The sequence below is a fragment of the Pseudocolwellia sp. G5-9 genome (genome assembly GCF_055808995.1).
Window position 1 is genome coordinate 713,299 of sequence record NZ_CM147893.1, and the last position, 14,459, is coordinate 727,757.

Annotated in this window: 15 protein-coding genes; 6 read left to right on the plus strand and 9 right to left on the minus strand. The window is 34.3% G+C overall.

Annotated elements, in window-relative coordinates:
- Positions 1–93: 93 nt before the first annotated feature.
- Positions 94–933: a LysR family transcriptional regulator gene (locus AC0L5Q_RS03070; protein WP_473614249.1), complete on the minus strand. Its 840-nt coding sequence runs from the start codon at positions 931–933 to the stop codon at positions 94–96.
- A 155-nt stretch (positions 934–1,088) separates the two neighbouring features.
- On the opposite strand from AC0L5Q_RS03070, the gene AC0L5Q_RS03075 reads away from it, so the two are divergent.
- The 4 genes from AC0L5Q_RS03075 (at position 1,089) to nhaA (ending at position 5,345) form a co-directional block, all read left to right on the plus strand.
- Positions 1,089–1,316, plus strand: a complete 228-nt coding sequence (locus AC0L5Q_RS03075) for a hypothetical protein (RefSeq protein ID WP_076420739.1) — start codon at positions 1,089–1,091, stop codon at positions 1,314–1,316.
- Positions 1,313–2,284, plus strand: coding sequence for an HPP family protein (locus tag AC0L5Q_RS03080; RefSeq protein ID WP_473614250.1), 972 nt, complete (start codon positions 1,313–1,315; stop codon positions 2,282–2,284). The genes AC0L5Q_RS03075 and AC0L5Q_RS03080 overlap by 4 nt, the downstream gene beginning before the upstream one ends.
- Positions 2,285–2,364: 80 nt before the next feature.
- Positions 2,365–3,738 (plus strand): class II fumarate hydratase, encoded by a 1,374-nt coding sequence (locus tag AC0L5Q_RS03085; protein WP_473614251.1) that lies wholly within the window; start codon positions 2,365–2,367, stop codon positions 3,736–3,738.
- A gap of 254 nt (positions 3,739–3,992) precedes the next feature.
- Positions 3,993–5,345, plus strand: coding sequence for a Na+/H+ antiporter NhaA (gene nhaA / locus AC0L5Q_RS03090; protein WP_473614252.1), 1,353 nt, complete (start codon positions 3,993–3,995; stop codon positions 5,343–5,345).
- Between the two features lie 99 nt (positions 5,346–5,444).
- Here nhaA and AC0L5Q_RS03095 read toward each other — a convergent pair whose 3' ends face one another.
- A complete protein-coding gene (locus AC0L5Q_RS03095) occupies positions 5,445–5,969 on the minus strand; it encodes a GNAT family N-acetyltransferase (RefSeq protein WP_077342973.1) in 525 nt (174 codons plus the stop codon).
- Between the two features lie 237 nt (positions 5,970–6,206).
- On the opposite strand from AC0L5Q_RS03095, the gene AC0L5Q_RS03100 reads away from it, so the two are divergent.
- Complete coding sequence (locus tag AC0L5Q_RS03100) at positions 6,207–7,199, plus strand: permease (RefSeq protein ID WP_473614253.1); 993 nt, start codon at positions 6,207–6,209, stop codon at positions 7,197–7,199.
- 8 nt (positions 7,200–7,207) lie between these two features.
- The gene (locus tag AC0L5Q_RS03105) at positions 7,208–7,444 is read left to right on the plus strand and encodes a thioredoxin family protein (protein ID WP_473614254.1); all 237 of its coding nucleotides are present in this window, start codon (positions 7,208–7,210) and stop codon (positions 7,442–7,444) included.
- Positions 7,445–8,488: 1,044 nt separating this feature from the next.
- On the opposite strand, the gene AC0L5Q_RS03110 is transcribed toward AC0L5Q_RS03105, so the two are convergent.
- The 7 genes from AC0L5Q_RS03110 to yejK form a co-directional block, all read right to left on the minus strand.
- The gene (locus AC0L5Q_RS03110; protein WP_473614255.1) at positions 8,489–8,872 is read right to left on the minus strand and encodes a SpoIIAA family protein; all 384 of its coding nucleotides are present in this window, start codon (positions 8,870–8,872) and stop codon (positions 8,489–8,491) included.
- A 53-nt stretch (positions 8,873–8,925) separates the two neighbouring features.
- Positions 8,926–9,384, minus strand: a complete 459-nt coding sequence (locus tag AC0L5Q_RS03115) for a cytochrome C (protein ID WP_473614256.1) — start codon at positions 9,382–9,384, stop codon at positions 8,926–8,928.
- Between the two features lie 267 nt (positions 9,385–9,651).
- Positions 9,652–10,299 carry a hypothetical protein gene (locus AC0L5Q_RS03120; protein ID WP_473614257.1) on the minus strand — a complete coding sequence of 216 codons (648 nt, stop codon included), beginning with the start codon at positions 10,297–10,299 and terminating at the stop codon, positions 9,652–9,654.
- A gap of 182 nt (positions 10,300–10,481) precedes the next feature.
- Positions 10,482–11,327, minus strand: coding sequence for a M23 family metallopeptidase (locus AC0L5Q_RS03125; RefSeq protein WP_473614258.1), 846 nt, complete (start codon positions 11,325–11,327; stop codon positions 10,482–10,484).
- The gene (locus AC0L5Q_RS03130) at positions 11,320–12,201 is read right to left on the minus strand and encodes a 6-pyruvoyl trahydropterin synthase family protein (RefSeq protein WP_473614259.1); all 882 of its coding nucleotides are present in this window, start codon (positions 12,199–12,201) and stop codon (positions 11,320–11,322) included. The genes AC0L5Q_RS03125 and AC0L5Q_RS03130 overlap by 8 nt, the downstream gene beginning before the upstream one ends.
- A 10-nt stretch (positions 12,202–12,211) precedes the next feature.
- Positions 12,212–13,243 (minus strand): dihydroorotase, encoded by a 1,032-nt coding sequence (pyrC, locus tag AC0L5Q_RS03135; protein WP_473614260.1) that lies wholly within the window; start codon positions 13,241–13,243, stop codon positions 12,212–12,214.
- Positions 13,244–13,389: 146 nt separating this feature from the next.
- Positions 13,390–14,457 carry a nucleoid-associated protein YejK gene (gene yejK / locus AC0L5Q_RS03140; protein ID WP_473614261.1) on the minus strand — a complete coding sequence of 356 codons (1,068 nt, stop codon included), beginning with the start codon at positions 14,455–14,457 and terminating at the stop codon, positions 13,390–13,392.
- Positions 14,458–14,459: the final 2 nt, after the last annotated feature.

The window sequence follows — 14,459 nt, forward strand, 5'->3', positions numbered from 1 at the left end:
TGAGCATAAGTTAGTTTAATTTGTTAAAAACACTATGTCCAATACTAGTTTTTAAATTAATGAGTAAAGGTGGCAGGGGGCCTTTAATATTTATTAAAACCAGTCGTCGTTCTCTTCAAATACGTGAATGAGTTGTTGTTTTAACTTATTAATATTAATGTCTTTTTGAGCATAACAAATAAGATAAACCGGATATGAAAATTGAGGTGAATTAGGTGTTAATTCAATAAGTCCTTGCTCTAAATATCGATTAATGACACGTGTTCTAAAATAGCCACTTCCGCCAGACTTTAACATAACCTGTAAAGCGACAGGCCCTAAACTGATTGATATATTACTACGAGCTAATTCTGGTAGGGCATTATCATGTAGTCTTCGGTATTCGTCTCCCCAATCTATATACATGTAGGGTTCGCTATTATTTTTGGCTTGAACGCGTATTAATTTTTCATCTAATAAATGTTCTACAATAATACGCGAACTATATTCTGGTTGATGAACTAATGCGGCATCTAATCCGCCTGATCTTACTTTTTCACATAACTGTTTACTGTCACCAACTTCAAGGTTTAATGCAAGTTCAGGATTGTTTTTATTAATTTGAACAAGCCATTTGGCGGCTATAGGGTTCCAGAGTGTTAAATCAACGCCTATAGCAAGGCTGTCTTTAGATACAAGTGGTAATGGTAAATCTCTTTTTGCTGCATGCCATGTTTGAACAATTTGTGTTGCGTATGATTTAAAGTGCTCGCCATCTTTTGTTAATTTAGCGCCGCTTTTATTTCTGATAAATAAAGCGCAGTTAAGTTCGTTTTCTAACGATTTTATACGTGCAGTAACTGTTGTTTGAGTTACATTAAGTTCAACAGCAGATGCACCAAAAGTACCCGTATTGCAAATTGAAAGAAACGTTTTAGCCGCAATATAATCCATAAAACTTCCATTAATATCGATAGAACAAATAATAAACCTAAATATTATTCATTATACACATATATTTTTCTTAGATACTATCTTCGCTCCAAAATTGTGCCGACCCATGATCTATTCTGGTGCGTGCTTTAAGTCAATTAAATAGGGCTATATTAATGTTCAATCCGTCTATACCTACACTGCTACGTTTTGCTAATGTAATGATTGCTTTAACTCTCATAATTACGTTAAGTGCTATAGCACTGGTTTATGGCATGGACGAAAAACTCACAATAGTGGAACAAATAGCAGGGCACATAACAATAATGATTATGCCTGCTTTATTTAAACTCTCTTATGTTCTTAGGTTATTCACGCTGAAAGAGTTGGGCTTAAAAGAATGAGAAATAACTCTATTGTTAAGGAATGTAGGTTATATCTAGGGTTACCAACAACAAAAACACCATTCAAAGATATTATTTTAGGCTCGTTAACCTCATTAATCGCAATAATATCTGTGATTTATTTTTCTCAATTATGTTTAAATTATATCAATGTAACAGAACAGGTTTCTTATAATACGTATGTATTAATATCGATTGCGGCAACATCTGTACTTGTTTTTGCTGTGCCACATGGTGCGCTTTCTCAGCCATGGCAAGTGCTTGCAGGAAATGTGATTAGTGCTTTACTAGGGGTTATATCTTGGAAATATTTGGGTAGTAATGTAGTAGTAGCCGCGGCTTTTGCTGTTGCTTTAGCTATTTTCGCTATGTCATATTTAAGATGTATTCATCCACCTGGCGGGGCAACGGCATTAGGCGCAGTTTTAGGTGGAGATGCTATTCACGAACTAGGCTTTAATTATATATTAGTTCCTACATTACTTAACTCAGTGATTATTATTTTAGCGGGCATTATTCTTAATTATCCATTTCGTTGGAGACGTTATCCATCCCATAGCTATTTTAAAACTCACTCAGAAGGAAAAATTTCTCCTGGTGATCGAGAAAACGAGATTACCATTGAAGACTTTATGAAGTCGATCAGCGAGCACGGTTCTTATATTGATATAACAGATGAAGCTTGGGTTGAGATTTTTGAAAATGCTAAACGTCATGCAGAATTAGATATTGAACATCCAACGGAAATTGCAGCAGGCTTTGCATACAGTAATGGTAAAATTGGTAACAAATGGGAGATCAGACAAATATCAGCTATTAATAAACAAAGCGTTAAGTTTACCGTGTTAGCTGGAATTAATTCAGGATCATTTGGACAATGTACCGTTAACGAATTTGTCAGTTGGGCTAAGTTTGAAGTTGACCAAAATACATTTGGTGTTTGGGCTCGAACCTCTGAATATACTTAGAGGCTTTTAATCATTGATTGTTTGAATTTCAACCCCATTTCAATAAGAGACTAATTCAAGTCTCAATTAATGAGAGCAACATGATGCCAAAAAATAAACTTTGGGGCGATCAAACTAAGTTATCACTACAGTTTTTTAAAATAGGCCATCACCAATTTTCTACAGAATTTATTAATAAACTTATTAGTATTAAACGCGCATGTGCCCAAGTAAATTATGATGAAGGTTTATTAAAATCTGATTATTTCAACGGTATTATAGCGGCTTGCGACGAACTTTTAAGTAAAGACCACGCTGAACAATTCCCATTAAGTGTCTGGCAAACAGGTTCAGGTACTCAAACAAATATGAATGTGAATGAGGTAATTTGTACACTCGCAAATACTTTTATACACAAAAATAGAATTAAAAATAACCCAACAGAACAAGCAAGTAGCCCCATTCATCCTAATGATCATGTCAATATGTCGCAGTCATCAAATGATGTATTTCCTACCGCTATGCATTTAGTTGTTGCGCAATTAACACAAAACCAGTTACTTAACTCATTAAACCACCTGCATGATATGCTTTATGCAAAAGAAACCGCATTTAAATCGGTACTTAGCGTAGGTAGAACACATTTAATGGATGCATTACCTTTGCCAGCTAGCGCTGTGTTTTCTGGTTATTGCAAACAATTAACGCAAGCTAAATTAGCAATAACAGAAAGCTTAAGGGGGGTTTATCAACTCGCTATCGGCGGTACAGCGGTAGGAAATGGAGACAACGCACCCGCTAACTTTGGCGACAAAGTTTCGTTAAAGTTAGCCGAATACCATCAATTACCTTTTCAATCTAACGACAATAAATATGCTGCTGTTTCAGGTGAAGATGCTTTAGTGCGCTACACCAGCGCACTAAAGCAGCTAGCAAGTGTTTTATTTAAAATAGCAAATGACTTTAGGTTACTCGCTAGTGGCCCTCGTTGCGGATTTAATGAATGGCTATTACCTGCGAACGAACCAGGTAGTTCGATTATGCCTGGCAAAGTCAATCCTACTCAATGCGAAGCTTTATCTATGGTGTGCTTACAAGTGTTTGGTAACGAGTTAACGGTTTCACTCGCCGCTTCCCATGGTCAACTACAACTCAATACTTATCGTCCTGTGATTATCTATAACGTTATGGAAAGTATCGAGTTATTATCAGATGCTATGATCTCATTTGCTAACAACTGTGTGAGTGGCCTTGAATTAAATCAATCTCAAATTGATATTAACATGGAACAAAATTTATCCGTTATCACATTATTAACACCTAAACTAGGTTACGATATTTCTTCAAAAATTGTTCATAAAGCGCATCACAATAATATATCTTTAGGTGAGGCTGCTGAGTCACTTAGTTTATATACAGCTGATGAATTTGATGTACTTTTAAAACAAGAATTAATCAATAAACATAAGCTGTAGTACTTTATTTACTAGGCTTTTTAATAGTTTTTAATAAAAAAGATAAAGGTCGCTTTAATGGAAAAATTCACATAAAAAACGTATACTGATATGTTTTTATAAGGGAAGTTAAATGAATCCAAACAACGGTTTTTCTTGTTATTCAAATAGAACTCAATCTCTTAAACTCTGCAGCCTATTAGAGGCTTTTTCGTTAAAAACCATCACAAATTTAACCCCGTTATTTATCTATTTAAAATTTGTAGGGGATTAGTATGGAGACTGAATCTAAAAATGTTTTACAACGCGGTTTAGAAAGTATTCACGAACCCTTTTCATATTTTATTCGAGCTCAAACTACATCTAGCCTTATTCTACTAATGGCTACGGCAGCCGCACTTTGGTGGGCAAACTCCATTTATTCTGCATCTTATATTGGTTTGATACATACACCCATTGGATTTTTTGTGGGCGACTTTGAGCTACGCGCTTCACTCAAACATATTATTAATGATGGTTTGATGGTGATATTTTTTTTCCTGCTGGGCCTTGAAATAAAACGCGAAGTTTTAGCAGGAGATCTCGCTAAACCAGAAAATCGTCGTATGCTGATGGTGTGTGCTATTGGAGGAATGATTTGTCCTGCGTTAATTTATTCTATATTTAACTGGTCGCTCAATTCACAAATTGGGTGGGGCATACCTATGGCAACAGATACTGCATTTGCCCTTGGTGTACTTACCATTGTGCGAAAATATATTCCGGTAAGCTTACTTGCCTTTATTGTTGGCCTTGCTATCGTCGACGATGTGGGGGCAATATTAGTTATCGCTGTGTTTTACACTCAAGAAATATCTTTATTACATTTAACTAGCGCTATTGGCTGTATCGGTATTTTAGCGGCTGGAAACTATGCTGGAATTCGTCAATCTTATTTTTATATTCTAATAGGTATTACTGCTTGGTGGGCTATGCTCCAATCAGGCGTACATCCAACCGTTGCCGGTGTTGCCATAGCATTAACTATTCCTGCAAGACCTAAGTTGGTTTCAAAAAAGATAGTTGATAATGCAAAATATTTACTTGGCTCATTAAAAAATAAATCAAAAGAAGTCGATATGCTTGGCAATAAAAAGGACCACGAACAGGTAAAAGAAGTTCGAGATTTTACTGAGCGCGCCAGTGCACCACTTCGCCGTTGGGAAGACACTTTAGATTTACCCGTAGCATTAATTATTTTACCGCTATTTGCCTTAACGAATGCAGGAGTGATTTTTGACACAAACTCTTTAGTTAAAGACCTACAAGATCCTGTTGGAATAGGCATAATTGCAGGACTTGTTTTAGGTAAATTTATCGGTATTTCAGGCGGTTGTTGGCTTGCCTTAAAATTAAATATTGGCCGTTTACCAAAAAATGTTAATTTAAAACATGTTGTTAGCGCATCACTTATTGCAGGAATAGGTTTTACCATGTCGACCTTTATCGCTGCGCTCGGGTTTGATTCGCAACCTGAACATTTGCATGTTGCTAAAACCTCAATTTTAATTGCATCCGTATTATCTGCTGTTTTAGGTGTTATTTACATACGTATAACGGCTACAAATCCATCTCAAACAAATACATAAAATATATATTACTGTTAGTTAAAACGTTAGCGCATGGTTATAAAAATCCACGCTGTAGACTTATACTACATGGATGTTAAGCGACCTGTTTAAAAGAAATTACAAAGATAAAGTATAAATAACTTGGCATGCATCTTCAGGATCTTTTTTGGTTGTCATGCCAAGAGAATTAGCTAATTTTTGCATTCTATTATTACTGTTTAGATCAATAGAGAACAGGCGTTTTACTTTGTTCTTTCGAGCGTGATCTGACAAGGTATTAATTAAAAGAGTCGCAACAGACTCATACGGAACATCATCAGCTATTGTTAATGCCATTTCGCGTTCATCTAGATTGGCACCAGTATTATAGCGACATACCCCAATTTCTTTTTCTTTACCCTTATATTGAACCGTGGCGATGTATGCCATTGTATTAACGTAGTCGATATTACATAAGGTTTTTAACATATTGGGTGACAACTCTTTTATCCCTTCAAAAAAACGCTCATGCTTAGTTTCTAATGATAGCTGCCGTACAAATTCAGCTTCAATTTCTTCGTCATCTGCAGTTATTGGGCGGACGCTAATCGCCAATTCTTCGAGTGTCACATGTATGTGATCACTGGTGATATTTTTTGTCATAACGTATCCCTTTTATAGTAGCTTTTATGTAACAGTAGTAGGGATACCTTATTAGATTTTAGTTTGCAGACATTGACCTAGATCAATCAGGTTAGTAGTAGCGAGTTACTTTAATAGTATATCTAACTGCTAAGTCGTACAGTGTAATTATATACCCGTTACCAATCGATATACGTATTTCATAATGCATTTTGAATGATAACGAGAAAAAGTATGAAATAACGTATTAGGTGAAAAATGTTTGAAGTATTTACGGATTTAGCCACATGGTTAGTTGTGGATGTTTTTGGTATATCGAAAGAGACAAAATTAGGCGATGCTCTTCACTTTTTCATTGAAGACACGACTAAAATTTTCTTTTTATTATTAGTGATGATTTATTTTATTGCTTTGATAAGAGCATCAATGAATGTAGAACGTGTGCGCGACTATTTAGCAGGAAAACATAAAGGTATAGGTTACATATTAGGTTCTAGTTTTGGCGCAATAACTCCTTTTTGTTCCTGTTCAAGTATTCCTGTGTTTTTAGGTTTTACCTCAGCAGGTATTCCTGTTGGTATCACCATGTCATTTCTTATTACCTCACCGCTCATTAATGAAGTGGCTGTATTGTTGTTACTTAGCTTATTAGGCTGGAAGTTTACACTGCTTTATATTGTTGTTGGTATGTCTGTTGGGATTTTAGGTGGTGTGTTTCTTGATGCTATAAGAGCTGAGCGTTGGTTACAATCGTTTGCAATAAAAGCATTGGAACGTGGTCAAAATGCTTCTTCTACTGTTAAGTCAAAACAGGTTAAATCCTTATCTTTAAAAGAGCGACATTCTTTTGCCAAAGAAGAAACGCTAGAAATATTTGGCCGAGTATGGAAATGGGTGATTATTGGTGTCGGGTTAGGGTCTGCGCTACATGGTTTTGTTCCTGATGGTTTTATTGAAGAGCATTTAGGTAATGGACAATGGTGGTCAGTTCCTTCTGCTGTATTACTTGGAATACCCTTATATTCAAATGCCACAGGAGTTATCCCCGTGATGGAAAGTTTAATTAAGCAGGGGCTTCCTATTGGCACAACACTCGCCTTTTGTATGAGTACAGTGGCAGCAAGCTTCCCCGAATTTATCTTGTTAAAACAAGTAATGCAATGGCGATTACTAGTAATACTTTTTGCATTACTACTCGTTGCATTTACGTTAATTGGTTGGATTTTTAATTATCTGACTCCCTTTATTTAGGAAAAATTATGAAAGAAATTAAAGTATTAGGTACTGGTTGTGCAAAATGTACAAAAACTATTGAGATTATTTCGAAAATAGCCGATGAACTCAATGTAGATGTACATGTTATTAAAGAAACTGATCCTGAGGTCATTATGGGCTATGGTGTAATGAGTACTCCAGCTGTCATTATTGATGAAGTTAATGTACATAGTGGCTCTATTCCACATCGACAAGATATAGAACTATGGTTACAAAAATAAACGTTGGGTAATTGGCAATTTATCTTGTGTTAAAAATAGTTAATTCTTTAATGTAACGAGTATTTGTAGATAACCCCGAAAGATAACGAAAAACAGCGAGAGTACACTAAAGCAGCCAGGCTTAAGTTTTTGTAATTTAATGATTATTTAATTGGTTTTCGACTTAGGCAGTCAATAATAGAGCTATAAAGGCAGGGCGCTCGGGTAATTTCTATATACATAAAAAATAGGGATTTTTCCCCCAGTTACCATAAATAAATCACCTTAAAACTAAGTTATTTGTCATACATGATCATAAAGCGCAGCATTTTTTATCGATAAAAACTGAATTAGCAAAAAACATGTTTAAGTATTAAAAGTAAGCTAAAAACTAATAATTATACAAAGCCTGATTGTTGTGAATATTAATTTAATGATTATTGAGATGGCTGATGTTTTTATTTGTAAATGAATAACAATGGTTTACTTTAAAGCGTTAATGATTAGATGTAACGATTGAAATTTACGGAGCCAATTTATCAATAGATACTAAAAATATCATCATATTCTAAAAGATAATTTTTTAGATTAAAGCTTAAATAAAAACGTTCGCATCATTTATAAATCATTCAAAGATTTGATCAGACTGATTTATTTCTTACAATTACAATAATTTCTATTGTCAGTTGGGCTAAGTTAAAAGTTGATCAAAATACACTTGGTGCTGAGGAATTTAGACACGAACAGCTGAATATACTTTAAATAACTATTGATGATCGATCATAAAAATATTTAGCTTTAGCTGTTATTAATATTCATTTGTAATTTATAACCATGTGCATAATAAATAAGCTGGTCAGGTACTTTAAAAGTTATATTCATTAATTGAATATAACTAAACTTTACATAATGCGGGTAAATTGAGGCTAAGCACTGATTAAAAGCGCTAAATACACTAAGTCCGATACTGAACAGTATCGGACTTAGTGGCGTATGTGAAATACATAACACTTCTATTGGTACTTTTATCTGTTTAAACTAATTCAAATATCCCATACTTTTACGCTATTTAGGTTTTATCCAGTGAATTGCATCTATCATATTGTCGAAGTATTTAACTTCTCCTGACATAAACCAAGATCCAACTTTAGCTGTTATTTGCTGCCAGTTTTTATTTCCATAGATCGCTATTTTATTAAATTCATTATTATGTTTAAGTCCAAGTTTTAAATCATCCCATGCAGCTCTTAATTCCCATCCTTCTAATTCTGTTCCATCAATTAACACATCTACCTTTGGTTCTTTAACTTCTGCTAAAGCTGAATCAATTATAGGTGTTATAATTTCATAGTCAGCATGCGTAAGTTTGCCAACTGCTTTTAATGAGAGAAAAAACTCATTATTAACTCTTTCTATTCCTATAGATAAACCGTGTTTTACTGTTTTCATTTTACGCTCCATATTTTCTACTTACTTATTTGTTAACAGATAATCTGTTGTTTTTAATAGCCATAATATTGATAATCTGTATGTCTATATGGTATTAACTCATGATGTGATTCTAAAAATGTCACTAAATTTACTAATTCAGTTACCGTCATTACATCATTAAAATTCGTCATTTTTGATTTACCATCAATTGTCACAACATCACGTGGATAACCTCTCGCTATTTTATGTGATGGATTAATAATGCTTGTTACCAACTCAGCATATGTTTTTACTTTTGTTGATTTACCTCCTAAAACAACGTTTAAATCAGGATTATTAATACCTTCTTCTGGTTCTATTCCTTTTATTTGATGACAAGCTAAACACTGATATTTAACTAAAACGGCTTTACCTTGGTTGATATCCCCCTTAGGAAAGCTAAAACCTCTAGGTGATTCAGGGCCTAAATCGCAACTTATAAGGCTAATACTGATTAAGGACATACTTAAAAATAGTAATAAATATTTCATATCGATACCTATATAGTTAATTAAAGTAAAAAGAGATTTACTCGTTAAAATCGTTGATTGAATGCGTTAACGTGTCATTAACTTTAATTGATTTATTGGTTTAATAGTTATTTTTGTGAACAAAAAATGAGCTAGATCAATTTATTATTGAATATTTTAGAAAGACTTTTGATGAGGTTAAATATATTGTGGTGGGAGTTTGAGCTTTTGTTTAATTTAAAATAAAACGTATAAAAGTAAAGTTTATACGTTTGTATATTCACATTCTTAAATTTCTTCAGTTAATGATAATAAGCCGTTTTCATCTACAACAGCTAAATAAGATTTACCAAAATCGCCCTTACATAGATCAATATTGTTATTTGCAATTTTTAATTCTGTACACTTTTCAACACTAAAAAAATCAGAGACTTCTCCTTTTTTAGTAAAAAGAGTGTTTGTTGTATTTCCATTTATATAGATGGGATATTGGCCATTACTAAATACTCTAACACGATATAATCCATCCATATTTGAAGTTTCTTTTTCAAAAATAGACAGTTCATAATCATTATTATCTAACCAAGCAACAGTCCAATAATTACGTTTATCTCTTAACGTTTTTTTAATACTTGTATAATTACTACGTGTATTCGTATCTTCTACGGCTATTTGGCTTTGTTTAAAACCAAACCAAGTATGTTTAATTTCACCGCTTGCAGTCTCTTTTAGTAAGCTTATAACTCTATGTTTATTATTATAAATTTTCCCTGATGCCCCATCTTGTTTAATAAAAAATGTCGCTTGCTCATCTAACGCATTTATATAGCTGATTTTTGAGTCGTTATAGGTAATAGCTTCATCGTTACAGCCACTGATAATTGAAGAAGTCGCTAATATTGATGCTAAAACTAGATTTTTTTTCAACTTGTCCATTTGATGATCTCTTAATAAATTAAAACAGTGTGTTCACACACTGATGAAGTGATAATTATTTAAAAGAGTATCCAAAATTGTTGCTTATTTGTCTGTTTATAAATTGTAGTCAACTGTAAGTTTATGTTGGTATTTGTTATCACATTGAAATGTAGAATTAGCTAACATCTTGCAGTAATCAGCTATTTGGGTAATTCCAGAACATAAGCAGGATCTAAACGCACACCAAACCAGTTAATGCGCCAGTCGAGATGTGGCCCAGTAGCTCTACCGCTTGAACCTACACTGGCGATAACTTGACCTTGTTTAACTAAATCTCCGGCTTTTACTTTAGATGCACTTAAATGTAAAAATGTTGAAGTAACGCCATGACCATGATCGATAATCATAGTGCCGCCAGAATAAAACATATCAGGCTCAAACAATAAAATTTCACCATCAGCCGGGGCTTTTACAGGATCACCTGTTTTACCTGCATAATCTAAACCGAAGTGCGGACGTTTTTTCTCACCATTAAATACGCGTTGGCTGCCATAAACACCGGTAATTTTTCCGTCGATAGGCGCAATAAAACCATGAGCAAAAGCCGTGCGATCACTTAAAGTTGTTCTAGCCTTGGCAATTTGTGCATTGTCTTTTTGCGAACGAGAAACAGCAACAGGATTAGGTTTCATGATGCTTTGCTTAATGCCGTTAATGCGTTGAATATTATATTCACGCTTTTGCGGCGTTAAAGTTTGCTTTTCTATAACTCCTGATTTATTGGTAACGCTAATGGTATGCGGCTTAACTTCGTCACGTCCAAAACCAAAAGCAAAGTCACCATTTTTAGAAACAGTTAAAACTTTATCATTTAATTTAACTATATTATCTGGGTCTGTTTTTCCAACAATCAAAGCGCCCTGCTTTAAATTGCTTGATAAGCTAAATGATTGTGCTGCATTTGCGACTTGTGTTGTAAGCAAGGTAAATGATGCAAACAAACAGGTACTAACAATACCTTGTGTAAATATATTTGAATTAGTCATAAGCTATCGCTCCTTTCGCTACACCTTCGTAAGCAATAACTTTTATTGAATCATTAGGGTATGATTTTTTAAGTTGTCTGCAAATAAAGTCTGCAAGTAACTCAACGGTAGAATCGCAATCAACCACATCTAATACATTAGTTGGTACCGCAATATCAAAACGACCTTGGGGTGCAATATAAGAAAAATATTGATGCTTATCTGTTAACGCTGAATATGCTGATTTTGATAATTGAATGTCTGACTTTGCAATACGATCTGCTTCAGAAGCTATGTAAATATCTGCCCAGCGATCACACCATTGTTTTTCAAGCGTAAAATCGCGCTGTTCATTTTTAAACAATTGAATTTTAGAACGATGACCATGAGCAATGCGCTGACAATTACCATCATGTAATTTTAAGCCATGGGTATAATGGTAATAATCAGTATCTATATTTTCTTCACGTAAAACTAAACTTAAACCTTTTACGTTTTCAGGAAGTTCTGCTTTAATGATTTTTGTTAAATAATCAGTTACTGAAGAGATGTTAATTGTTTCAGCGGGTATTTTAGCAAACGCTTGTGCCGGCGATTGTAAAAAATACGAACCGCGTTTACTTATAACATCCACATACTCGCTGTTTGGCTGAGTTGTAGAGTTTTCTACAGAAACCATATTGTTATTAATAGGTAATAATAATTTATGATCAACGGCGTTATCTATAATCGACTTTATTTGTTTTTTTACTACGCTAAAGTCGAGCACCATGCTCATTTCGTTGAGTTCACCTTCAAGTAACACATCAACTATCCAGCTCTCACCTACTATTCCGCGTTGTTCACAACAATAAGAAAAATCGATAACCGTAAGATCATTAACAAATAATTGCATTAAAAGCTCCCTATTCGCTTACTTGCCAGTTTATAACTTCACTTGCTCTAACAGGAACAACAACGTCATCACCAAATGCCATAGTAGCTGGAACATCCCATTCTTTTTTGGTTAATGTAATTTTGTCTTCATTTGCAGGTAAATTATAAAATGCAGGGCCATTTAAACTTGCGAATAACTCAAGTTTATCTAATGCGTTTTCTTGTTCAAACACTTCAGCGTATAACTCGATAGCAGCATGCGCTGTATAAGAGCCAGCACAACCACATGCAGATTCTTTAGCATGTTGTGGATGTGGCGCAGAATCCGTACCTAAAAAGAATTTCGCACTACCACTTGTTGCGGCTTTTATTAACGCGTTTTGATGAATATTACGTTTTAAAATAGGTAAACAGAAAAAGTGTGGTCTTATACCGCCTACTAGCATGTGGTTACGGTTATATAATAAATGGTGTGCAGTAATAGTGGCAGCAACTTTTGGTCCTGCTTGTTCAACAAAATCTACGGCTTGTTTTGTTGTTATGTGCTCTAACACTACGTTTAAGTTTGGATATTTAGCTACAAGTGGTTTTAATATAGTATCGATAAATACCGCTTCGCGATCAAAAATATCAATATCCGCAGTCGTGACTTCACCATGTATAAGTAAAGGCATTTCGTGTTTTTGCATGGCTTCAATAACTGATGCGATATTGTCTACACTGGTAACACCTGAAGACGAGTTAGTGGTTGCCCCTGCAGGATATAATTTTGCCGCAACAACAATCCCTGAGTTTTTCGCGTCTTCAATATCTTGTGCTGTGGTTTGATCGGTAAGGTATAAAACCATTAACGGTTTGAAGTTTGCTGAAGGATTAACTGCCATAATACGTTGATAATAATCGTCAGCTAATTTTGCATTAGTTACCGGAGGAACTAAATTTGGCATAACCACTGCGCGGCCAAAATAACGACTAATATCGGTAACGGTATTTTTTAATGCTGCGCCATCTCTAAGGTGAACATGCCAATCGTCTGGGCGAGTTATTGTTAATGTATTCATAATAATCCTAAAATATTGTATTCATAACGAGACTTATTGTAAGTCTCGTTGTTTAATTCGTATTTGTTAACGCGAGTTTTTTGTTTTACCCTGCTATTAATATAAATAATATATATTAGTTACTTAGCGATTACGCGTTACTTCAATTATTCATTTTCATCATTGAAAGGGTTATTACTTTTGGCTTCATTTTCTAATAAAGCGAGTAATTGTGCTTTCAAATTTGGTGGTACTTTATAAATGGTTAAACTGTCGTTTCCTGCGTTGTAAACAACATCTTGTCCTAAGTGGCCGCGTTCAAAACTTACGCTAATACCACTACCGTAACCTGAATATTTAGTTACTTTATTTACTATTGCTTGGTCATGAGGGAAGTTTTCTTCAATCGGGTAAGCTTGTTCTTGGCAAAAAGAATAAAAGTCTTGTCCTGATTCTTCATGCTTTAATACTTTACCTATTTCCTTAATCGACACGTCTTGGTCAGTTGCTTTTTGTTCTTTACAGTAACTGAGTAACTCTTTGCGTGCGTCTTGTTTTTCTTGTGGGTCGAGTTGATTAACTGAAACATAATCTTCAACCGCTTGTACTAAAGTTTGAGTTTGCTCTTTTGCATTTATACCTTCTTCACAACCTAAAAAGTCTAAAAAGAAGTCTGATACTTTACGCCCAGCTCTCCCTTTTATAAAAGAGATGTAACGATTACCTTCAGCGTTTTGCTGATAATCAAATAAATCGATACGTGCAGCTAGTTGTAATTTATTAGTATCAAGATGTTTATCTGCAGAAATATTCTGTTCACCGTCTACAGAATAATGTTCAGACATAGGAATAATAGCAGCAAGTAAATAACGTCCGCCCATGTATTCGTAGTGACAAACGATTAAATAGCCTGTTTCAGCAAGATCGTATTTTTCAATTTCATTTTTTAATAAGTTGGCTGCTTGTGTACTAAAGTCGTAAAAAGACTGAACGTCACCTAAGTAGCTTTCCATTATATCAACGAAACGAGCGGTATCGCCTTCGGCAGGCATTGACGAAAAATTACCGTAAGCTTTACTGCCTTTATTGTTGTAAATTTTATGAAGTGAATCTACAAAACTTTCTATTTTGTGATCTGCTTCGCTGTTTTCTGGTCCAAAACGAAGTGTTACTTCACCTGTTTCTTCAATTTTTGATAAAAAATGCAGTGCAATATTAGAAATTATTAAACTCATAG

Coding starts and splice junctions, on each gene's coding strand:
- AC0L5Q_RS03080 (WP_473614250.1), top strand. CDS start 1,313: ATGAGAAATAACTCTATTGTTAAGGAATGTAGGTTATATCTAGGGTTA.
- pyrC (WP_473614260.1), bottom strand. CDS start 13,243: ATGAATACATTAACAATAACTCGCCCAGACGATTGGCATGTTCACCTT.
- AC0L5Q_RS03130 (WP_473614259.1), bottom strand. CDS start 12,201: ATGCAATTATTTGTTAATGATCTTACGGTTATCGATTTTTCTTATTGT.
- AC0L5Q_RS03100 (WP_473614253.1), top strand. CDS start 6,207: ATGTTTGAAGTATTTACGGATTTAGCCACATGGTTAGTTGTGGATGTT.
- AC0L5Q_RS03095 (WP_077342973.1), bottom strand. CDS start 5,969: ATGACAAAAAATATCACCAGTGATCACATACATGTGACACTCGAAGAA.
- yejK (WP_473614261.1), bottom strand. CDS start 14,457: ATGAGTTTAATAATTTCTAATATTGCACTGCATTTTTTATCAAAAATT.
- AC0L5Q_RS03110 (WP_473614255.1), bottom strand. CDS start 8,872: ATGAAAACAGTAAAACACGGTTTATCTATAGGAATAGAAAGAGTTAAT.
- AC0L5Q_RS03070 (WP_473614249.1), bottom strand. CDS start 933: ATGGATTATATTGCGGCTAAAACGTTTCTTTCAATTTGCAATACGGGT.
- AC0L5Q_RS03085 (WP_473614251.1), top strand. CDS start 2,365: ATGATGCCAAAAAATAAACTTTGGGGCGATCAAACTAAGTTATCACTA.
- AC0L5Q_RS03125 (WP_473614258.1), bottom strand. CDS start 11,327: ATGACTAATTCAAATATATTTACACAAGGTATTGTTAGTACCTGTTTG.
- nhaA (WP_473614252.1), top strand. CDS start 3,993: ATGGAGACTGAATCTAAAAATGTTTTACAACGCGGTTTAGAAAGTATT.
- AC0L5Q_RS03075 (WP_076420739.1), top strand. CDS start 1,089: ATGTTCAATCCGTCTATACCTACACTGCTACGTTTTGCTAATGTAATG.
- AC0L5Q_RS03105 (WP_473614254.1), top strand. CDS start 7,208: ATGAAAGAAATTAAAGTATTAGGTACTGGTTGTGCAAAATGTACAAAA.
- AC0L5Q_RS03115 (WP_473614256.1), bottom strand. CDS start 9,384: ATGAAATATTTATTACTATTTTTAAGTATGTCCTTAATCAGTATTAGC.
- AC0L5Q_RS03120 (WP_473614257.1), bottom strand. CDS start 10,299: ATGGACAAGTTGAAAAAAAATCTAGTTTTAGCATCAATATTAGCGACT.